Origin of the sequence: Collinsella sp. TM06-3 (genome assembly GCF_003436395.1) — a bacterium.
Taxonomy (GTDB): domain Bacteria; phylum Actinomycetota; class Coriobacteriia; order Coriobacteriales; family Coriobacteriaceae; genus Collinsella.
Genome location: NZ_QSPG01000014.1, coordinates 32404 through 53475, shown reverse-complemented (window position 1 = coordinate 53475; position 21072 = coordinate 32404). Strand labels below are relative to the sequence as shown.

Annotated in this window: 14 protein-coding genes; 3 read left to right on the top strand and 11 right to left on the bottom strand. The window is 61.7% G+C overall.

Translation table 11 applies throughout. The features are described from left to right. The first annotated feature begins 173 nt into the window (after positions 1 to 173). Both pyk and DXD56_RS06920 read left to right on the top strand, forming a co-directional pair. On the top strand, positions 174 to 1634 hold the full coding sequence (gene pyk, locus DXD56_RS06925; RefSeq protein WP_117634311.1) for a pyruvate kinase: 1461 nt from the start codon (positions 174 to 176) through the stop codon (positions 1632 to 1634). A 421-nt stretch (positions 1635 to 2055) separates the two neighbouring features. Continuing rightward, entirely contained in the window at positions 2056 to 3129 is a 1074-nt protein-coding gene (locus tag DXD56_RS06920; protein ID WP_147325191.1) for a hypothetical protein, read from the top strand. On the opposite strand, the gene DXD56_RS06915 is transcribed toward DXD56_RS06920, so the two are convergent. The 6 genes from DXD56_RS06915 to pheS form a co-directional block, all read right to left on the bottom strand. Beyond that, on the bottom strand, positions 3126 to 3974 hold the full coding sequence (locus DXD56_RS06915; RefSeq protein WP_055250557.1) for a hypothetical protein: 849 nt from the start codon (positions 3972 to 3974) through the stop codon (positions 3126 to 3128). The genes DXD56_RS06920 and DXD56_RS06915 overlap by 4 nt on opposite strands. Positions 3975 to 4054: 80 nt before the next feature. Beyond that, positions 4055 to 4825: an energy-coupling factor ABC transporter ATP-binding protein gene (locus DXD56_RS06910; protein WP_233524957.1), complete on the bottom strand. Its 771-nt coding sequence runs from the start codon at positions 4823 to 4825 to the stop codon at positions 4055 to 4057. A gap of 44 nt (positions 4826 to 4869) precedes the next feature. Then, positions 4870 to 5706 carry an energy-coupling factor transporter transmembrane protein EcfT gene (locus DXD56_RS06905; protein ID WP_117640687.1) on the bottom strand — a complete coding sequence of 279 codons (837 nt, stop codon included), beginning with the start codon at positions 5704 to 5706 and terminating at the stop codon, positions 4870 to 4872. Beyond that, positions 5684 to 6769, bottom strand: coding sequence for a cobalt transporter CbiM (gene cbiM / locus DXD56_RS06900; protein ID WP_117640686.1), 1086 nt, complete (start codon positions 6767 to 6769; stop codon positions 5684 to 5686). Before cbiM ends, DXD56_RS06905 begins: the two co-directional genes overlap by 23 nt. 327 nt (positions 6770 to 7096) lie before the next feature. Then, complete coding sequence (pheT, locus tag DXD56_RS06895) at positions 7097 to 9550, bottom strand: phenylalanine--tRNA ligase subunit beta (RefSeq protein WP_117640685.1); 2454 nt, start codon at positions 9548 to 9550, stop codon at positions 7097 to 7099. Between the two features lie 160 nt (positions 9551 to 9710). Then, entirely contained in the window at positions 9711 to 10787 is a 1077-nt protein-coding gene (pheS, locus tag DXD56_RS06890; protein ID WP_117640684.1) for a phenylalanine--tRNA ligase subunit alpha, read from the bottom strand. Between the two features lie 504 nt (positions 10788 to 11291). On the opposite strand from pheS, the gene DXD56_RS06885 reads away from it, so the two are divergent. Further along, positions 11292 to 12866, top strand: coding sequence for a carboxypeptidase M32 (locus DXD56_RS06885; protein ID WP_117583829.1), 1575 nt, complete (start codon positions 11292 to 11294; stop codon positions 12864 to 12866). Between the two features lie 205 nt (positions 12867 to 13071). On the opposite strand, the gene glmM is transcribed toward DXD56_RS06885, so the two are convergent. The 5 genes from glmM to DXD56_RS06860 all read right to left on the bottom strand — a co-directional run bounded on the left by glmM (position 13072) and on the right by DXD56_RS06860 (position 21037). Continuing rightward, on the bottom strand, positions 13072 to 14403 hold the full coding sequence (gene glmM / locus DXD56_RS06880) for a phosphoglucosamine mutase (RefSeq protein WP_117640683.1): 1332 nt from the start codon (positions 14401 to 14403) through the stop codon (positions 13072 to 13074). An 83-nt stretch (positions 14404 to 14486) separates the two neighbouring features. Next, positions 14487 to 16799, bottom strand: coding sequence for a DUF4012 domain-containing protein (locus tag DXD56_RS06875; RefSeq protein ID WP_117640682.1), 2313 nt, complete (start codon positions 16797 to 16799; stop codon positions 14487 to 14489). 149 nt (positions 16800 to 16948) lie between these two features. Next, positions 16949 to 17971 carry a DMT family transporter gene (locus tag DXD56_RS06870; RefSeq protein ID WP_233524956.1) on the bottom strand — a complete coding sequence of 341 codons (1023 nt, stop codon included), beginning with the start codon at positions 17969 to 17971 and terminating at the stop codon, positions 16949 to 16951. A 124-nt stretch (positions 17972 to 18095) separates the two neighbouring features. Beyond that, complete coding sequence (locus DXD56_RS06865; RefSeq protein WP_117640680.1) at positions 18096 to 18800, bottom strand: signal peptidase I; 705 nt, start codon at positions 18798 to 18800, stop codon at positions 18096 to 18098. After that, complete coding sequence (locus DXD56_RS06860) at positions 18800 to 21037, bottom strand: DUF2357 domain-containing protein (protein WP_117640679.1); 2238 nt, start codon at positions 21035 to 21037, stop codon at positions 18800 to 18802. The genes DXD56_RS06865 and DXD56_RS06860 overlap by 1 nt, the downstream gene beginning before the upstream one ends. Positions 21038 to 21072 lie beyond the last annotated feature (35 nt).

The window sequence follows — 21072 nt, the reverse complement described above, 5'->3', positions numbered from 1 at the left end:
AATGTGGGAGGTGTTCGGATAAAGTCGATAATCAAGGCCCGCAAAAAATGAACTTCCATTTCGGCATACGGTCGATTTTTTGGGGTATTCGGTCGGCATTTCGTTATAATCATCTCGGTTTTATTTCTTATGGTTTATCTATCAGCGCAAGACGATGTCAGATGGAGGTCTGAATGTACAAGCGCACTAAGATTGTATGCACCATGGGTCCCGCCTGCGATAGCGACGAGACCATCCGCGAGATGATCAAGGCGGGCATGAACGTCGCCCGTTTTAACTTCTCGCACGGCTCCTACGACGAGCACCACGGTCGCATCGAGCGCGTCCGCCGTATTTCCAAGGAGCTCGGTCTGCCTGTCGGCATCCTGCTCGACACCAAGGGCCCCGAGGTCCGCACCGGCCTTCTGGTCGACGGCAAGAAGGTTGCCGTCAAGACCGGCGATAAGATCGTCGTCACCGCTCAGCCCACGTCCGAGGATTTCCACGGCACCGCTGAGCACATCTCCCTCGACTACCTGGCTCTGCCCTCCGAGGTCGAGAAGGGCTCCCTCATCCTGATCGATGACGGCCTGGTTGCCCTCGAGGTCGAGTCCGTCAGTGGCCAGGACATGACCTGCGTCGTTAAGAACGACGGCCTGATCGGCGAGCGCAAGGGCGTCAACATGCCCAACGTCAACATCTCGCTGCCCGCCATCACCGAGCGCGATCGTCAGGACATCCTCTTTGGCCTGACCGAGAACATCGACTACATCGCCGCTTCCTTCATCCGTGACGGCGAGTCCGTCCGCGGCATCCGCGAGCTTTGCCGCGAGAACGGCGGCGAGCACGTGACGATCTTCCCGAAGATCGAGTGCGCCTTGGGCGTCGAGAACTTCGACGAGATTCTCGAGGCCTCCGACGGCATCATGGTCGCCCGTGGCGACCTGGGCATCGAGATCAAGCCCGAGCTCGTTCCGCACATCCAGAAGGAGATCATCGCCAAGTGCAACGCGGCCTACAAGCCCGTCATCACCGCTACGCAGATGCTCGACTCCATGCAGCAGAACCCGCGCCCGACGCGCGCCGAGGTTGCCGACGTTGCTAACGCCATTTATGACGGCACCGACGCCGTCATGCTGTCCGGCGAGTCCGCTGCCGGTAAGTACCCGGTCGAGGCCGTTAAGATGCAGGCCAGCATTGCTCTCGAGACCGAGAAGTACCTCCCGGCCCACGCTCCGCTCGAGGTTCCGGCCGATGCTCACGGCACCCGCGTCGTCAACAACGTTGTGGGTATGTCCGCTGTGAACATGGCCACCACCGTTGGCGCCAAGTGCATCACCGTGCCGACGACCACCGGTCGTACCGCTCGCCTGATCTCGCACTTCCGCCCCAACATGCCGATCTGCGCGTTCTCCCGCCACGAGTGGGCCGTCCAGCAGATGATCATGTACTGGGGCGTTATCCCGCACCAGGCCGAGATTACCCAGGGCACCGTCAACGGCACGATCGTCAAGGCGATCGAGACCGCTAAGGAGCTCGGCTACGTCGAGGCTGGCGATTTGACCGTCGCTACCGCCGGCGATCCCCGCATGAGCGTCCAGCTCGAGGACAAGGTCTCCTCGACCAACGTCGCTTACGTCGCTCAGGTGCGTTAAGTCGTACTTGCAAGCATGTTTGCATTGCAAAGGGCCCGGAAGGCTTCGCCTTCCGGGCCCTTTTTCTGTGTCAATGCCGGCACACGGCAAAACACGCACCCATTTCTTTACCAAAAGCGCGAAATCCACCTTTCGAGGCCCAAAAATAAAGTCCCAAGCGCTAAAAGTGTTCGCCCGATGGCGAAACCACACCTTACCCGACGCTGCTAAATCGTTTTAGCAAGAGCCAGATCGACCGCGTTTTCGGAAGTATGCGGCAAATTCTGAGACCTCCGAGCACACCCCGTTTTTTCGCAACAAAATGCCTGATAAACTGGCCTCAAAAGCCAGGTCTGCTCACAGGGTTCAGATTTTGCCGCATACTTCCGAATTGACGCTGGCATCGCACGGTCCAAAAGCACATTTCGACCAGGAGGATATCATGGACCTGACGCTATGCGGTCAATCCGCTTTTTACTATCACTGTATCCCGCCGCAGGTATTAGGGCTTTACCCCGCCATTAGCCTTGGCAATATGGATCGCAGATGTTGCGGCCTCGGAAGTCATGCAGTTGTAAAAGACCTACTTCACGCACCGCTTCACAGGTTTGTATTCACTCGAGCACAATCCGGGTCGCGAAGCCTGTTTAAATCGCACCTCCTGACCCAAGAGCCGCCTCCCGGGTCGTTTAGGCAAACTGAACATGGATTTGATGTCACGTCGCCCGAGTTTACGCTGCTCAGCCTTGCTACGCAGGTCTCACGCAACCAGCTACTCATGGCTTGCTACGAGATGTGCGGCTCCTTTGCAGTGTTTAAGCCCTGCGAGCGAACGCAACAACATCTTGATGAAGCTATTTCGCTTAAGCTCATTCCACCCAACTGCTGCTGGGAGCGTGTTGTCGACACCAAGGGCAATGACACCAATTTGTGGAAGCGCCCGCCGCTCCTCAGCGCGGCGGATATCGCCGCGTTCGCCAAGCAGGCTGCAGGCCTGCGCGGCGTTAAACAACTGCGCTGGGCGGCCGAGCACATGACGGGGCAGACCGCCTCGCCCTTCGAAGTACAGGCCTCTATGCTTGTCTCGCTCCCCCGCAACGAGGGCGGCATGGGCATCAACATCGCAAACAACGTGCGCATCCCACTCAGCGACGCCGCGCGCTCACTGTATGACAAAACCTGCTGCTACGCCGATATCCTCATAGAGAGCAACACCGACAGCATGGGCGTCATCTTGGAATGCCAAGGCCGCTCCGCCCACGATGGCGAAGCCGCAAGTCTCTCCGATGCCGAGCGCACCACCGCCCTCACAAGCATGGGCTATGACGTTATCCAGATAACCTATGAGCAAATCAAAGACACGAAGAGCTTTAACAACATCGCCGAACTCATCCATAAAAAGGCAGGGCTCCCCTACATCCCAAAGACCGATCAGAAACGCACCACCGAAGATGCCCTGCGGCGGGAGCTATTGGTCGATTGGGATGAGCTGTTCGCCGTCAAGCCGGCCGGCTAGCAGCTAGCGATCAGGGGGACTGCGGGAACGTCAGAAGCAGCAACGCGAGCCGCAAATCCCGCCTCGGTCAGCTCGATGACCTCGGTAAACGTTGCATCGAAAAACTCCTCGGTTAGCAGGCGATACGGCGGATGATCGGGCTCGCCGGGGTTTTCGCGTACAATCTCGTGCATGACGCCGATAGTCTTGAGCACATATTCTTTATGGATGGGATACTGCCCAAAACGCGTCGCAGCGGTATAGAGGCGATCGGTCGCACGCGGAATGGAAACGATGCCCAGCGTCTTGCCAAACCAGTCAAAATCGCCCTGCTTTTTAATGCGGAATTCCTCGCACGGCTTGCCGCCGTGTGCTTCCAGATACTGGTTCACACGCGTGTTCCATACCGTGTCGGCCACCAGATGCGACCAGACGCCCAGCGTTAAATCGAGCAGCGACTGCGCCACATCTTCGGACGCAAGCGAGAACTCACAGGCGCCGGGACCGACAACCGGCTCGGCATCCCTGTAGCGCTGAGGATAGTGCACGCGGTTCAGTCGCTCGCGCTCCTCGACAATCGAGGTAGCCTCAGCAGGTTCGCCCGCGGGTGCGCCTTTAAGCAGCGGCGTCACATAGGTATCCCAGAACTCGTGCTCGCGTGGTTTGGGGATAGGCTCGGGCTTAGCAAAGTGCGTGATGCGGTACGGGATGGGATCGGCAATGCCGGGAACCATGTAGCCCACAAAGATGTCCGGAACCACGCAGCCAAACAAAAAGGCATTGCGGTCGCGCACGCTATCGGCAAGCACGCTAGCACGTGTCAGCAAGCGCTCCGTTTGAGCGATATGAATGTTCCAGCTTGGCATAGCAACCCCCATAAAAAACCTGGATAACTATACCATCACGGCAAAGCCGCGCGGGCGGCTACGCATCCTCTACGCAGCAACTATTCCGCAGCACCGCTCTCGGTTCCATACGACGGCGAAGGCGCCTCGACCACATGGTGATATCGATCGATATAGATGGCACGGGCCCCCAAGCGGCGCACCAAATCTTGATGGTGCGTACTCATCAAAACCGTCTTACCGGCAGCAACGTAGGCCAGCAAAAAGTTGACTACGATGTCGCACGAGTCCTCATCGAGCCCGTTGGTGGGCTCATCGAGCACTAGGATATCGGGGTTCATCGATACGACTGCCGCCAGCGCAACGCGCTTCTTTTGCCCGCCCGAAAGCTGATAGGGCGAGGCATCGACCAGATCGGCAACCTGGAACAGCTCCATGGCATCGCGGACGCGGCGCTCGAGCTCGTCTGCCGGCAGCCCCATCTGCGCGGGACCAAAAGCAACTTCCTCGCCCACCGTAGCGCAGAACAGCTGGGCGTCGGCATTTTGAAACACAAAACCTACGCGCTGATGAAAACGCTGAGCGGCCGCGGAATCCTTGAGATATGCCGCATCGATCACGTGCCCGTCAAACAGGTACGCACCCGCGTCCGCTAGTTCAAGACCGTTGATAAGGCGCATAATCGTCGTCTTACCGCAGCCGTTGGGACCGAGTAGGGCAACGAGTTCACCACGATCGACCTGCAGCGACACACCATCGACAACCGTATGCCCCGCATAGGAGAACACCACGTCGCGAAACTCGATGAGCGGCACGCTCTTGGCGCCAGTAGCACCGCTCGCGCCCATCACGCCATTCGTATCGTTTGCCAAAACGTCGCCCTTCCCTATCCACATCGACGGCTCGGCCGCCCGCGCTACAGCACCGCGCACAACGCGGCGAGCAGCACCACGACGGCCGCATAAACCGCATCGCGCCAGCCAAAGCCGCTCCGCCCGGGCGCCGGGTACGCACCGGCAAAGCCGCGGCAGAGCATAGCCTCGTCCATCGCGTGGCTGCACTCCATCGCCTTGATAAAGGTCATGCCCATGATACCCGCGATCGAATCGGTACGCGAAAATCCCTCAGGCGCACGGCCAACGCTGCGCAACATGACCGATTCGCACAGATCGTGCGCCGTGCATCCCAGCACCTCAATATGCTTGAGTGCCATATCAAAGGTAAAGATGACCTCGTCGGGCAGGCGCAGCATCTTAAGCGCCGCCGACATGCGACTCCAGGTGAGCGTCCACGAAACGCCCAGCACCAGCGACACGTTAATGAACGTCTTGAGTGCAATCTTGAGCATGGCGCCCGTGGCGGAAGCACCCAGCAGCAGGGCAGGCAGCGCCAAAACCACGGCAAACCCCGCGGCAGCCAACGCCGGCACAAAGGTAGCGCACAGCCCGCGTACAGGGCGCACCGCGACCAGCACCAACGCGATAGCCGCCATCAACATGAGGTACAGCGGGCTCTGCGTCAGGCACACGCACAGAACGCAGACGAACATCCCCACCAGGCGCACCGGAGCCGAAACGCAAGAAAGGGCGCGGTCGACCATCGACCCGCCCTCGTTCGCGCCTCCACCCAGGCGAACCCGCTCAAGCAGGCTCGCCAGGTGCAGGACATTCTTTTGCATTACACGATGCCGAGCCCCCGCGGGCTCGTAACGCTGCTCGACCGCAAGCCAGCTAGGCAGCTCGACCGTCGCCATGGGCTCCGCTTTCCTTGACCGTCAGCGAGACCAGGCGGAATGCGATGGTGAACACCGCCACGCCAATCACGCCCGAAAGAATATACATCGCGGCCTGGCCGGCAAAGCCAAGGCCCTGCTCCTCGGAATAGGCCTGCAGATAATCGCCCGTAGGCAGAGCGTCGGCAAAGGTCGGGGTATCGAGGCCGACCGAAGCCTGCAGACTGTCGTCACCAGTCTCCTGAACGACGGTCGCGGCGCCCTCGGCGTCCCACTCGCCCCATGCGTCACCTGTGGCCAACAGGCCCAGCGGCGTGGCCACGACAAGCACGGCGACCAGGATGAGCGTGGGGACCAGCGAGGTCTTCTTGGCGGCAGCGCCCTCGGCAGCAAACTGGCCATCGACGGCCTCGGGCCCGACGATAACGCTCGGCGCCGTCTTCTTAATGAAACCGTAGATGGCGGCCGTCGCCACGCCCTCGACCACGCCAGCAACCAACATATGCGGAATCATCATGGCCGGAATGGCAACGGACAGCGGGAAGGGGCAGTACAGTGGAGCGCCCGAAGCGTTGGTGAAGAGCATCGGCTGAATACCGAACTCGATCGCCGCGCACATGGCCGCCAGGCACAGGCCGACCCAACCGCTCACGATGGCAGAAACCGAGGTGCCCCAGCTCTTGTCGTGCAGACGGCTGTTGAGCGCACGGAACACGATAGCAGCGGTAAACGGCAGCACAAAGGCCATGTTAAAGCAGTTTGCGCCAAAGGACAGAACGCCGCCGTCGCCAAACAGCAGCGCCTGCAGCGCCAGCGCGACCGAAACCGCGATGGCACCGGCCTCGGGACCCAGCAGCAGCGCGATGAGCGCGCCACCAACGGCGTGACCAGTGGTGCCACCGGGGAGCGGCACGTTGAACATCATGAGCAAGAAGGAAAATGCGGCGCAGATGCCCAGGAACGCCATATGCTCGCGATCGAGCGTGGCGCGTACCTTTTTGATGCAATGGACCCAAACGGGCACCATCGCCACCGCCATGACGGCATCGGTCTGCGGGGACAGATAGTTATCGGGAATATGCATGAGCCCTCTCAATCAGAACGTTGCGTGTTACGTTTCCAACAATCCGTAACACCGACTCAGCATACTAACAAAAAGGCGCACCGCCCACAACGCAGCACGTCCTTGCAATACGTACGTTATTAACCCAGGTCCACGCACCGCCCAATAAAGGGCCCATGCACTCCCAACTTTCCGGTCACCCGGAAGAAGGTGCAGTCCGCTCGCAACAAGGTTAACGCAGGAACCCGCCCCCCGAGAGGGGTTTTCTAAGGCAACATCCCGCAGCCGCAAAGCGGCGAGGTCGTTGCCGTGAAAACCCCGCAGGGGGCGGGTTCCGAACGGCAAAGATTACGAGCGAACCTCGCCGTTTACGCCCTTGCACACCTTGGTGACGATCTTCTGGTGCGCCTTCTCGACCTCTTCGCTGGTGAGCGTGTGGTCATCAGAGCGATACGTAAGTGCGAAGGCCATGGACTTCTTGCCCTTGCCGATGCGGACCGGATCGCGGTAGACATCGAACAGGCGCACGCCCTCGAGCAGCTTGCCGCCGGCACTCGTAATACGACGCTCAAGATCCTCGCAGGTCACAGTGTTGTCGACCACGATAGCAAGGTCGTGCTCAACGGCCGGGTACTGCGAGAACTCACGGTAGTTCTCCTGATTGCGGGCGCCCTTGATCAGCTTGTCCAGATCGAGCTCAAAGGCAACGACAACCTCGTCAATGCCCATAGCCTCGCGCGCCTCGGGGTGAATCTCGCCGACCCAGCCCAGCACGGTGCCGCCGGACAGAACCTCAGCCGCACGGCCCGGCTGCAAAAAGGCATAGCCCTCGCCCTCGACGGGACGGAAGCGGACCTTCTCGATGCGCAGCTGGGCGAGCAGCTCCTCGACAATGCCCTTGCCAAAGAAGAAACGCAGCTTGCGGTACTTCATGTTCCAAGACCGCTCGCTCCACTGACCCGAGAGCACACCCGCCACGGACTTGGTCTCCTTGGGCAGGCTGGCGTTCTCGCGACCGTGGAACAGGCTGCCGACCTCGTACAGATGCACGTTAGGCGTGCCGTGGGCCTCGTTGTAGGCCACAGACTGCAGCAGACCCGGCAGCAGCGAGCGGCGCATCTCGGTCTGCTCGGCCACCAGCGGGTTCATGAGAACCACGGGGCAGCCGCGGCCCTCGGTGGACATACCGATCTTCTCCAGGTCGCCCGGGGCGGCAAAGCCAAAGGTCGTGGTCTCGTTGAGGCCACAGGCGCGCAGGATCTCGCCGACCTTGCGGGTGAGCTTCTGCTCGCGGGTCAGGCCGCCGATGTGGTTCTTGGCAGCCGGGATGGTCGCCGTCACGCGGCCCATGCCCCACAGGCGCAGGACCTCCTCGATCAGGTCGATCTCACGCGGCAGGTCGGGACGGAAGCTCGGCGGCGTGACCATGAAGTCCTCGCCGTCGCGCTCGACGGTGCAACCCAAGCGGGTGAGCGAGCGCTCGATAAAGTCGGGCTCGATGTCGGCGCCGCAGATGGCGTGCACGCGGGCCAAGCGCAGCTTGATGCTGTCGATGGTCTTGGGCGCGGGGAAAACATCGACATAGCCGGGAGCAACCTCGCCGCCGGCAATCTCCTCGATAAGCGCGCACGCGACATTGGCCACATCCACGCAGCCGGTCTCGTCAACCTGGCGCTCAAAGCGGATGGAGGCGTCGGAGATCAGCGACAGGTCACGGCTGGTGTGCGAGGTGCGACCGGCGTTGAAGCAAGCGCTCTCGACCATCACGTCGACGGTGTCGTCCTCGATCTCGGAATCCATGCCGCCCATAACGCCGGCCAGCGCCACGGGACGCTCGCCATCGGTGATGAGGCCCATGCCGGCGTCGAGCGTGCGCTCCTCGCCGTCGAGGGTCGTGAACTTCTCATCCTGCTGGGCGGCGCGAACCACCACGCGGCGACGGCCCTCGCGCTCGGCAAAGCTGGACAGGTCAAAGGCGTGCAGCGGCTGACCGGTGAGCATCATCACATAGTTGGTGATGTCGACGATGTTGTTGTGCGGACGCACGCCCAGGGCGTTGAGGCGCTTGACCATCCAGTCGGGCGACGGGCCGACCTTCACGTTGCGCACGATGCGAGCGACATAGCGGTCGCACAGGCCCTCGTCGGCAATCTCGACCGAAAGCTCGTCGTCCGTCGTGCGGCCGGTCTCGGCCTGGATGGCGGGCAGCTCAACGTGGAAATCGCGGTCGAAGATGGCACCGGTCTCGCGGGCCATGCCGATCATGGACAGGCAGTCGGGGCGGTTGGGCGTGATCTCGCAGTCGAGCACGGTATCGCTCGAGCCCACATACTCGGCAAACGGCATGCCGCAGGGCGTGTCCTCGGGCAGGATCATGATGCCGGAGTGGTCGCCGCCCAGGCCGAGCTCGCGCGCGGAGCAGTTCATGCCCATGGACACGACGCCGCGAAGCTTGCTCTTCTTGATCTTGATGTCGCCGGGCAGCTCGGCGCCGATCATGGCCGTGACGATGTGGTCGCCGGCCTCAAAGTTCTGCGCTCCGCAGACAATCTGCAGCGGAGCGGGGTTGCCGTCAGCGTCGAGGTTCTTGTCGCCCACGTCGACCGAGCACACATACATGTGGTCGCTATCGGGGTGCGGGGTCTTGGTGAGCACCTGGGCGGTCACCACGTGGTCGAAGGATTCTCCCACGGTGTCAATCGCCTCGACCTCGGTGCCGGTACGGATATATTCGTCCGAAAGAGTCTTGGGATCCTCCGGAATATCGATCATGGTCTTGAGCCAGTCGTAAGAAACGCGCATCTAACTGGTCTCCTTTCATAAATGCGGCTTTGAGCCAAAAACTGCAACGGAGACGGGTTTTCCAAGTGCCGCAGATTGCCTTGAAAGAGGAGGGCCGCGTACTTAGGTACGCAACCGACGATTGAAAGGCAAGGTGCGGTGCTTGGGAAAGCCGCCGGGACTAGAACTGATTTAAGAAGCGCATATCGCCCGTCATCAGCGTTCGCAGGTCGGGCAGGTCGTAGCGCAGGGCCGCGACGCGCTCGGCGCCAATGCCAAAGGCGAAGCCGGTGTACTTCTCGGGGTCGATGCCGCAGTTGATCAGGACGTTGGGGTCGACCATGCCGCAGCCCAGGATCTCGATCCAGCCGCTGTGCTTGCAGAAGTTGCAGCCCTTGCCGCCGCACACGTGGCAGCTCACGTCCACCTCGCAGCTGGGCTCGGTGAAGGGGAAGAAGTGCGGGCGGTAGCGCGTCTTGCGGTCCTCGCCAAACATGCACTTAACAAAGTAGTCGAGCGTGCCCTTAAGATCGCCAAAGGTGATGCCCTCGTCGACGACCAGGCCCTCGATTTGGTTGAACTGCGGCAGGTGGCAGGCGTCGGCCGTGTCGGGACGGTAGACGGTGCCCGGGCAGATCATGTAGATGGGCGGCTTCTGCGACTCCATGGTGTGGATCTGCACGCCCGAGGTCTGGGTGCGCAGCAGCACGTCGGACTCACCGTGGGCGTGAGCCTCGGGGTGCGCGACGCTGCCGGGGTTGTTGTCGATCACGTAGAACGTGTCGCGGGCCGAGCGGCTCGGGTGATCCATGGGCGCGTTGAGCGCGGTGAAGTTGTAGTAGGAGGTGTCGACCATGGGGCCGGACTCGACGGTGTAGCCGATGCCGCAGAAGATGTCCTCGGCCTCCTCGATGATCTGCTTGATCAGGTGCTGGTGACCGATTTGCGGACGGATGCCCGGCAGCGTGATGTCGACGGCCTCGTGCTCGAGTGCATGCTTGAGAGCGGCGGCCTTCATCTCGGTGGTGCGCTCGTCAAGCATGCCCTCGATCAGCTGGCGCATCTCGTTGGCGCGCTTGCCCATCACGGGACGATCCTCGGGGGCGAGCTTGCCCATCATGCGCATCAAGCCGGTGATACGACCCTTGCGACCGAGCAGCTCAACACGCGCAGCCTCGAGCTTGGCGGCGTCATCGGCGCCTGCGACGAGCTCCTTGGCCTCTTCCTCGAGTTTGACCAGATCATCAATCAGACTCATGTCTTCCCTTTCGTCTCTCGCGCATCCACTTGCCGCGGCGGCTGGAGCCACCCGGAGCTGCGGATGTGCGGCCCGGTTCGGTAACAAAAAAACCGCCCTCGGGCATGTGCATTGCCCAAGGACGGTTGAATTCCGCGGTACCACCTTGTTTGACCCGGCGGATGTCTGGCCCGCCGCGCCCACTCTGTGCCCCTTGTCGCGAGGCTCACGGCTTCCCTACTGGGGCTTCGCCGCCGCTGGCCGCGTGCCCGTTGAGGTCGCTGCTCGGGAGTGAACGCTTGGCCCTTGTCACCGCAGGAAGGCTCGCAGCCCATGACCTTCCCTCTCTTGCCGGCGACGCGGCGGGCAAAACCCTCTCCGTCAACGCATTGGGCTATAGGATAACACATTCTGCGTGTGCATCGCCGCGTTCCGTTTTGTTCGCACTGGGTACAAGGCAGGTAGCTGTGCAAACTGGCCGCGCGCCCACCCGAAGCGCTCGGCTCACGAGATCAAGGATATGGTATGGGAAAGAAACTCGATAAGAAGGCCGAGCCTGCAGCGGGCAAGACATCCAAAGGCATGAAGGTCGATAAGGCCGTCAAAAAATTCCGCAAGCTCGAAGGCAAGCTGTGGACTCGTGAGTACCTGCTCAAGATTGCCGAGTTTGACGGCGCGACCATTGCCCCCGCCAACGGCGCAGCAGCGCGTGCCGACGCCATGGGCACGCTTGCCGGCGAGCATCACAAGCTGCTGACCAGCGAGAAGTCCGTTGAGCTCGTACGCTCGTTAGCGCGCGAGACCGTCGCCGGCGGCAAAATCGACGACCCTCAGCTGCTCGACGAGATCCGTGTGCTCGGCCGCGATCAACGTGAGGCCAGTGCCATCCCCACCGAAGAAGCCGAGGCCTGGACCAGGCTCACCTGCGAGGCGGACGCCGTGTGGCGCAAGGCCAAGGCAGCCAACGACTGGGCGAGCTTTGAGACCTATGTGGATAGAATCGTCGCCCAACTTAAGCATCAGGCCGAGCTCATGGACCCCAAGCGCGATCCATACGACGTTTGGCTCGACCAGTACGAGCGCGGCCTTTCCGCCAAGAGCTTCGACGCGTTTTGCGACGAGGTCAAGGCCACGGTCGTGCCGCTCGTGCACGCCATCGGCGAGCGCGGCCAGCAGCCGGCTGCCGACTTTTTGCACGCCCACGTGCCCGAGGCTGCCCAGCGCGCCATGAGCTTCGACCTTATGAAGCTTGTCGGCCTGGACCTGGACGACACCACGCTTGCCTTTACCGAGCATCCGTTTAGCGAGGGCTTTGCCGTGGGTGATGCGCGCATCGCGACGCACATCTACGAGGACGACTGCATCTCCAACGTCTACAGCATCATCCACGAGGCGGGGCACACCATGTACGAGCTGGGCGTCAATCCCGCCTACGCGCGCACCTGCCTGGAGGGCGGCACCTCCATGGGCATCCACGAGAGCCAGAGCCGCTTTTTCGAGAACACCGTGGGTCGCAGCCGCGCCTTTATGGGCCCGCTGCTCGAGGTGCTGCGTCGTCACGCGCCCGAGGTCTACGGCGACGTCGACGAAGACACGCTCTACCGCGCCGTGAACATCGCGCAGCCGTCGTTGATCCGCACCGAGGCCGACGAGCTCACCTATCCGCTGCATATTATGGTGCGCTACCAGATTGAGCGTATGCTGTTTGCCGGCGAGGCTGCGGCCAAGGACATCCCCGCGCTTTGGAACCGCTTTATGGACGAGTACCTGGGCATTCCCGTTCCCGACGACACGCACGGCTGCCTGCAGGATACGCATTGGAGCGGCGGTTCGTTTGGCTACTTCCCCACGTATGCGCTGGGTAGCGCCTACGATGCCATGTTTGTGCCGGCCATGTGCCGCGACGGCGTCGACCTTACCGGTGCCTGCGCGAGCGGCGATCTGGCGCCCGTCCGCGCCTGGCTGGGCGAGCACATTTGGCAGTGGGGCCGCGCCAAAGACGCGCCGGAACTCATCAAGGGCGCCTGCGGCATGGCCTTTGACGCCCGCTACTACTGCAGCTACCTGCAGGACAAGTTCACCACACTGTACGAGCTGTAAGGATTGACCAGCACGCCATCGCCAACGCCAACTATGTTGACGCCAATGTCTTGGCAACGTCAGCGAAAACGACCCTAAGCGAGCAAGGTGACGTGAAATGAAAGGGCGCTAACCTTCTGGTCGCGCCCTTGAAATTGAACGTCAGATTGCCGCTTAGGGGCGTTTGCAGCGTCGAGCAGTTACGCGGTTTGGTAAAACCGCGTAACTACAGAGCCTCGAGTGCGTTGGCGATGCGCTTCATGGCGGCATCGGCGGATGCTTGGTCGGACGCCTCGGCCAGCACGCGGATAACCGACTCGGTTCCGCTCTTGCGTACGAGCACGCGGCCCTCGCCTGCCAGCGCAGCCTCGGCCTCGGCGATGGCGTTCTGCACGCCCATGTTCTCGAGCGCGGCGTCCTTGTCCGCCACGCGCACGGCCACCTGCGCCTGCGGTAGCAGCTTGCACGGAGCCGTGAGCTGCGAGAGCGTCTCGCGCTCGGCGCGGATCACTTCCATCACGCGCAGCGAGGTCATAATGCCGTCGCCCGTGCGCTCGATATCGCCAAAGATCGTATGGCCCGTCTGCTCGCCGCCCAGGCTGTAACCGCCCTCGCGCATCTTGGCATACACGTGGCGGTCGCCCACACCGCTGGTCACGGCACTTAGGCCGGCAAGCTCCAACGACTTGATCAGGCCAAAGTTGCTGGCAATCGTCGGAACCACGGTACCGCCCGAAAGGCGACCGTGCTTGTTCAGGTACACGCCGCACACGTACAGGATCTGGTCGCCATCGACCACGCGGCCGCGCTCGTCCACGGCCAGGCAGCGGTCGGCATCGCCGTCATAGGCAAAGCCCACGTCCAAGCCCTGCTCCACCACGTGGCGCTGCAGACGCTCCATATGCGTGGAGCCGCAGTCGACGTTGATGTTAAAACCATCAGGCGCGGCATTGATCACGCGCACGTCGGCGCCCAGCGCGTCGAACACCGGCTTGGCCACCGAGGACGCCGAGCCGTTGGCGCAGTCGATGCCGATCTTGACGCCCTGCAGCGAAAAGTTCGCGCTGGCGATGAGCGAGGCAATGTAGCGGTTGCGGCCCTGCATGTAGTCCACCGTGGCGCCGATGTGGTTGCCCGTGGCCAGCGGCACCTCGCTCTTGCCATCGACGTAGTCCTCGATGAGCTCCAGTACGTCCTCGTCCATCTTAAAACCGTCGCTATTGACGAGCTTAATGCCGTTATCGCAAAACGGGTTGTGGCTCGCGCTGATCATGATGCCGCAATCGAAGCAGCCTTCCACGGTCTGATGCGCTACACCCGGTGTGGGGATCACGTGCAGCATATAGGCGTCCGCACCGCTCGCGACCAGGCCACTCACCAGCGCCGCCTCGAACATATAACTCGAGCGACGCGTGTCCTTACCCACGATGACGCGCGCCTTGCGCTCGCGGTTGGCGCCGTAATACCAGCCCACAAAACGGCCAATCTTATAAGCGTGCTCTACCGTCAGCCCAACGTTAGCCTCACCGCGAAAGCCGTCGGTGCCAAAGTACTTCATGCGCTCTCCTTACAAAATAGGGGCGAACAGATTGCCTGTCCGCCCCAAAATGGTACTCGATTATCTGCGCTACCAGAAAAACCCTACGCCGACGCGCTGTCGCGAGCCGCCTGGCATGTAGGAGCCTGACGCAGCGTAAGCGGCTTGTCCCCCGCCTCGGCTGACGTGGTCAGCGTATATGTGATCGTCGTCGTCTCGCCAGCATGCAGGTCAACGGTGCCCGAATAGAAGGGGATTCCATGCCACGTAGCGGCGCCAAGACCAAACTGGGTGCCCTCGACGGTCAGATCAGTAATGTTGCCGCCCGTCGGGGCAAACAACGAGACATTCAGACGCTCGTCGTCGCGCGCGGCATCGGGCGCGCTCGCCGCGACGTAGTCGGGCAGCTTGCCGGCCTCCTCCTGCGTCATGATGTTCGTCAGGGTAACGGTGATGCGATACGAGCATGTGCCGTCACCGTTCTTGATGCCCTGGCCAATCTGCGTATCGGCATTCAGGTACCAGTCGAGCTTGGAGAAGCTCAGGTTGTTAAAGTAAACGCCGGCAACGGGATCTTCACTCGGGTCATCCGGATCGGGCAGCGAGGCGTCGATGTTCATCTCCTTGATAGCGTTCTGCTCGTCATCGTTTTTCATCCACGCGATCAGGCGGCCCTCTTCGGCACCGCGCTCAACGGCGCTGACAAGCTTCGTAACATCGACATCGCCGATACCGCCAAGGATCTTGTCGAAGGCAGCGCTGGCGACGGATGCAAAGATGCCGTCCGACTCCTCGACCGGATAGTTCCAGTACACATCGTGCATGAGGACCTTTGCGGCGTTGGTGCCGTCGACAACCGTTCCGTCGGGCAGCGACACGTTACCGACCAGGCCCAGCAGATACTGCAGGAACACCGGGTCGATACCCACGACGCCGTCAACGTCCTGGCCATATTGAGATTTCCACAGGGCTGCGACACGCTGCGAGTTGCGGGGCCAATCAGGCGAATAGGTATTGCCCGAGTTGTACAGGTTACTGTGGTTGCCGAACAGCGCCTCATCCTCTTCGTCGACGCTCTCGACTGCCTCATCCTCGCTGAGTCCAATGCGGGGAACAAACTCGCCAATCGACATCTGGCCGTCGGTGACCGAAATCAGGCCCTGCGAACCGCCAAAGCCGCCGCAGGCACGAATCTCGACGTTGTTCATGGCGTACACAAGGTAGTTGCGCGTCTGGCCGTTGGCGCCGAGCATCTGCGGAAGGACGGGGGCGACCTTCTCCGCCGCGTCAACCGCGCCGTTGAGGGTGGCAAAGCCGTCCTTGGCCTTATCGACCAGCTCGGTCACCTGGGAAATATGAGTATCGCCAATGCCCTGGATCTTCTCGTTGGCGCTCTTGAACACCTTCGAGCTGCTGGAAAGCGAATCGGCGACCGCCTGCAGCGCGGACACGTTAATCATGCCGTCCTGAAACAGCTTGCCGGGCGTGGCCTGCGAAAGGTTATCGGCCATGGGAACCAGCGCATTGCTCGAGACATCGGACAGGGCGTCGATCATGGTGCGGGCCGCATTGATGTCGCTGCCATACACCGGGATAAACGAAGCCGCCGTCCACAGCGGGCTCGAGGTCTCCGCCTTCATGCTGTCGCAAAGCTCATCAATCTTCTTCGCGTCGTCAGGCAGCGTCGAAAAATCGCCCGACGTGACCTTGTCCTTAAGGCCACCGACAATCTCGACGGCCTCCTTCGCTTCACTCTTTACGGTCTTTGCCGAGTTAAGCAGCATAAAGCCGCTTGCGCCAAGCGCAACGAGAAGCACCGCGACTACAGCGGCAATAATGGCGCCGGTGTGACGCTTTTTGCGTTCGCCCTTGCGATGGCGATGACGGACCAGACCGTCAGAGGTCGAACTCGACGAAGCGTCGCTACCGTAGTTCAAGCCAAAATCGTAATAATCTTCCTTGGAACCCGAGCCCGCAAACTCGGCACCGCTATCATCCAGGCGGGCGAACGTGCCAGTCTCGGAGGCGCCGGTGTAAATCGTGCCAAGGTTACCCGTAAGCCCCGCGCCACCGGCAGAGGGAGTATTGTTGGCGGCCTTGCCGGCATTAACGTTGCCGGCGGCATTTGCGGCGTTGGCAGCACCTGCGTTGTTCGCAGGTACCGAAGGAGCCCCGCTCGGCTGCGACGCGGAGGTTGCACCGCCCGCAAAGACATTCCCTCTTGCACGGCCGGTCTTTTTCGCCTTTTGAGACTGCTCGTACAGAGCGGTAAACATCGCCGTCTCGCCCGGGGACACGCGCTTACTGGAACCGCCCTGTCCAGCGCCGCCCGGCGTGCCGGCCTTACCAGCCCCGTTCGGACGCGGCGGAACTGCAGGACGGCCGTTATCGCTGCCCTTAAAGTGATTACCAGCCATAAAGAAATCCTCGCAATTGAGTCGCAATGAAAAAGTCCATAACGTTACTAGTTTATGGCATTTTGAGCATCGACAGCTAAACTCCAGACACGGACATCAATTGGCGAAAATGCGGCACAACACCTTTTCTGTCTTGGCGGCGGCACCAGCTACACCGTGAGAAACATCATCACGATGATCATGGCAAAGCCGATAAGGTCGGTCGGCAAAAACACTGTGCCCAGCATCACGGCGCTGGTGATGGTCGCCGAAACCGGCTCCACAGTTCCGATGAGGCTCGCACGCACCGAGCCGATGTCCTTAACGCCCTGCATATAGAGCATGTAAGCAAAAAACGAGCCGATAACCACGAACACCGCGAGCGCCTCGACGCCGGCAGCGTCGAGCGCCGGCATATGCGTCCAGGGCTGCACGAAGACACACGAGACCACGCCCGCCGTGAGCATTGCCGAGCCCGTGACGATGGAGCTGCCGTATTCGGGCAGGATCTTGGCGGGAATCACCACCATACACGTGGCGCTGACCGCACACATAAGACCTGCTGCCAGGCCAAGCGGCGAGATATTCAGGCTGGTGGGGTCGCCGCCGGTGGCGATTAAAAAGGTTCCACCCAGAGCCAGGCCAATGCCGATGACTTCGCGAGTACGCGGCATGCGGCGATCGGTCACGCAGATGTAGCCCATGATGATAACGAGCTGCAGGCACTGGAGCACCGTCGCGGTGCCGGCGTTCGTCAGGCGCACGGCCGAAAGATAGCAAAACTGGTTGAACAGCAAGCCAAAGGCGGTAAAGAGCAGCAGCTGCTTGCGGTCGGCCGGCGTCCTCCAAAGCTTGACCAGGCGCACACGGTCGCGCGTGACGACCACAGCCATAAAGAGCAGGCCGGCGAGAATCTGCCGTATGCTCATAAGCCACAGCGTATCGACATGGTAGGTATCGAACAAAAAACTCGCGCTGGTACCCGAGAAACCCCAAAACGAACCGCCCACGAGCGTAGCCAACATGCCCACGATCATCTTGCGCGTCTGGGCATCGTTGAGGCGATCGCGCCATGCACGGCGGGTGCTGCGGCTGAGCTCATCGGTGCCCTCGGGCACGACAAAATCGGACGCCGCCGTCATCGGTACCGAAGCCTTTTCGCGTGTACGCTGAGCTGAGCGCTCCTGTTCCATTCCACTCCCCGAAATCAATTGGCAACAAAGCGCTCAAACTGTAGCACGAATATTGGTATGGAAAAGCAGACGATTCGGAACATCTACGGGCGTCCAATTTGCAGGGACGAAAGGCACAGACGTGCTATGCCGAGTGGTTGGAATCGTCGAGGGCGTCGGGGTCGGCTTCCGCACGCCCCTGGGCACGATCGTCATCGCCTGGGTCCTTGGCACTGTCCCGGCCTTCCTGCTCGCGGCGACGTTTTTCGCGAATCTGCTCCACGGCTGCGCGCAGGGCGGCCTCGTCCTCGGCGCGTGCCACCTCTTGCGTTGTCTTGACCATATGGCGAATCTCGAGCACCAGCAGCACGATCAGCGGCACCACGATAAGCGGAAAGAACAGCAGCGGATTGGTGAGCAACGAGACCACCACGCCCAGCCCCGCCGAGACAAAGACCACGCGCCCCACCACGTCGGCGGCGGGCACGGGCGCAGCATCCTCGACCGGATTGGCATCGCCCTTGGTGTGGTAGACCGGCGTGCCGTCGGCCGCATCCTCCACGGCAACGATGCGATGCGTGTTGAGCGAACCCTCCAGCGCGTCATCGGACGAATGGAAGGTAATGATGTCGCCGACCTGGTAGGCCTGGCTGTTGTCGGTATCGACGACGATAAACGAATGCACGGGAATCGCCGGCTCCATCGAGCCGGTCAGCGTACGCATAAAGCCATAGCCCATGATGGTGGGGATCTCACCAGCGGGCGTGAACACCGTGCGCAGCAGCACCACAAAGGCGACGAGAATCACCACGGTCGCCAGCACGTTGATCGCGCGGAGCACATGCTTCATCACTTGTCGGCGTCCTTTGCGGAAGGCTCGACGTCAGTGGCGTCAGATGCCGAAACGTCGGTCTCATCTCCCTCAACGGTCGTGGCGACATCGCCCTCGGCGGCCTCTCCGCGCAAGCGAGCCAGCAGATAGCGCGACAGGCTGTTGCCCTCGGCACGGCGCTCGGCGCGGGCGCGATCGCGCTCGGACTGCTCCAGCTCCTGTGCCAACAAGTCCAAGCGTTGCTGCATCTCCGCGCGGGCGGCCTCGAGCTCGCGCTCGTGCGCGGCCTTGGCGGCGGCGAGTTCCTGCTCAATACGCTCCCCCGCCTCGAGCTCAGCTGCAGCGATACGCGCGTCGGCGTCGGCACGAGCCTCCTCGGCGGCACGCGCGGCGGCATCGCGCTCGGCAGCGGCAGCGGCGACCTTCTCGCTGGCATCCACCGTAGCCTGCTCAACGGCAGAATCGGCGGCAGCACGGGCGGCGTCGATCGCAGCATCGGCGGCCTGCTGGGCGGCGGCAACCTTCTCCTCGGCCGCGGCAACGGTGTCGGCGAGCTTCTGCTCCGCCTCGGCCGCGGCGACGTCGGCAGTCTCCTGCGCGGCACGGGCATCGCGCTCGGCCGCCAGCCGCACTTCCTCGATCTGCAGCTTGGCGGCGTCCAGCTTGGCATGCACCTCGGCGAGCTCCTTGGCAGACGCCTCGCGCACGCCGGCAAGCTCGGCTGCGGCGGCGTCCTTGGCGGCCTGCAGCTCGGCAGCGTCGGCAGCTGTCTTGGCAGCCAAGGCTGCGGCAGACTCACTCTTGACCCGCGCGACTTGCTCGGCAGCAGTCTGCTCGGCAGCCGCGACCCTAGCATCTGCGTCGGCGCGGGCGACTGAGACCTCGGCATCGGCCTCGGCACGCATCTGCTCAAGCTGGGCCGCCGCGGTCGAGCGCGCCTCAACGGCAGCATTCTCGGCAGCCTTCTTGCCGGCCTCGACATCCTCCAGCGAAGCGCGTAGTTCCTCTACATCAGCCTCGGCAATCTGCGCGCGCTGCGTCAACGCCAGCTCGCGCGTCTTTGCCTCGTCCAGCTCGTCGGCCAGGTCGTCGCGCTCGTCGGTCAGCGCATGGGCCTGAACCTTCCAAGACTTGACCTGCCCCTGCAGCTCCTCGATCTGCTCGCGCGCCTCGGCCAGCGCCTGCTCGGCATCGAGCTGGGCCTGCGTGACCTCCTCCACAAACACGCGCCGGACCTCGACGTCGGGCAGGTCGGGGCTATCGACCTGCTCTTCCTTGATCTCTTTAATAAACTTGGGCGCCACCGGCGCGTGTTGCACGCTCTCGAGCTCCTGCAGGTTGCGCTCGTCGTCGGTCAGGCTCTTAAAGACGGTGTAGTTGTTGATGAGGTTGGTGTACATCTGCACCATGTACTCGTCATCGAACGCCAGCGCCTGCTGCTGCACGTCGATGTTGTAGCCCACCTTGTCGTAGCGCTCCATAAACTGCCACAGCTGGTAGCACTTGCGGTAGTTGGGGTCTTTCATGATGAGGTTGGTGCGCTGAATGGGGCTGCGGACCGCGCTGCAGCCGTTCATGATCTGGCAGAATGACGCGCCGCGCAGCGCCATGACCAGACGGCGCACGCGGTCGATGCGCATAAAGACGTCCATGTTGTCGGCGTCGTTCTCGGCAAAGCTCTGGCGGTTTTTGACCGTCATCTCGACGTTGTACTCGATCTCCTCGTACGCGTCGTCGATCTTACTGTGCATCTTAAAGCGGTTGCGGATCTCGTTGCCCGTAGACCAAAAGATCACGTCGGTGCGCTTATCTACAAACGTCAGCAGACGCTGAATCAGATGGTAGATAAAGCGGTTCTCGTACAGGTCGTACGTCTCGACGGTATTGACGTTGAGGATGCGCGTGGGATGGACGCCGCCATCGTCGCTCGGCGCCAGGAACTGCGTGTTCTGGCTCAGATGACGGACGCTGTCGGCGCTGATCTTTTTGGCAAGCGAGACCGGCACCACCTCTTCCTCGGTGGTGATGAAGCGGCGCGGCTTTTCGATAATGGTGTTGATGGCGTCGAGCGAGTCCTCGATCATGCTAATCCATTCCTCGTCCACCACCTTGACGAGCTCCTCGCGCTGCTGCTCGATCGTGGTGCCCGAGGCCTGCGCCATCTCAAACAGATAGCGGAAGTAGCGGCTGTCCTCCTGGATGGGCTCCATCTGCTCGGAGAAGCTGGTATAGAGGTCCTGAATGGTCTCGGACATGGGTTACTCCATAGGTTGGATCGATCGGTAAGGGG